At 58.1% G+C, this 270-nt stretch carries 1 protein-coding gene; it reads right to left on the bottom strand.

Annotation, left to right across the window (positions count from 1 at the left end):
- The coding region (locus SB658_RS24210; protein WP_410602895.1) for an RES family NAD+ phosphorylase at positions 1 to 235 on the bottom strand (235 nt) is incomplete at its 3' end.
- Positions 236 to 270: the final 35 nt, after the last annotated feature.

Raw genomic sequence — 270 nt, 5'->3', positions numbered from 1 at the left:
GCAACAGCCGCGTATCGGTCAGCCATTCTTCTCGCGCTCCAATTTCGACATCAACGAAATCGGCATGGTTAGGGTTGAGCAGATAGTTGGTTTCAGCCGGGACGACTGCACTGGGAACCGCCAGCACGGCACTAGTACGCATCTGCGACCATGTGTTCCCGATCTGCTGCAGTTCGCCCCTCGCTGATATCTCCCGCCAGTCGGCGGGCAGGCTGGCGGGATCAATACGTTCCACGAGTCTTTGTGGGAACCTGGCCGGAATCATCACAC

The sequence above is a fragment of the Bacillus sp. SIMBA_008 genome (genome assembly GCF_046535495.1).
In the GTDB taxonomy this organism is placed as follows: Bacteria; Bacillota; Bacilli; order Bacillales; family Bacillaceae; genus Bacillus; species Bacillus subtilis.
Note: the sequence above shows the minus strand (reverse complement) of the source record. Positions and strands in the feature narration are given on the sequence as shown.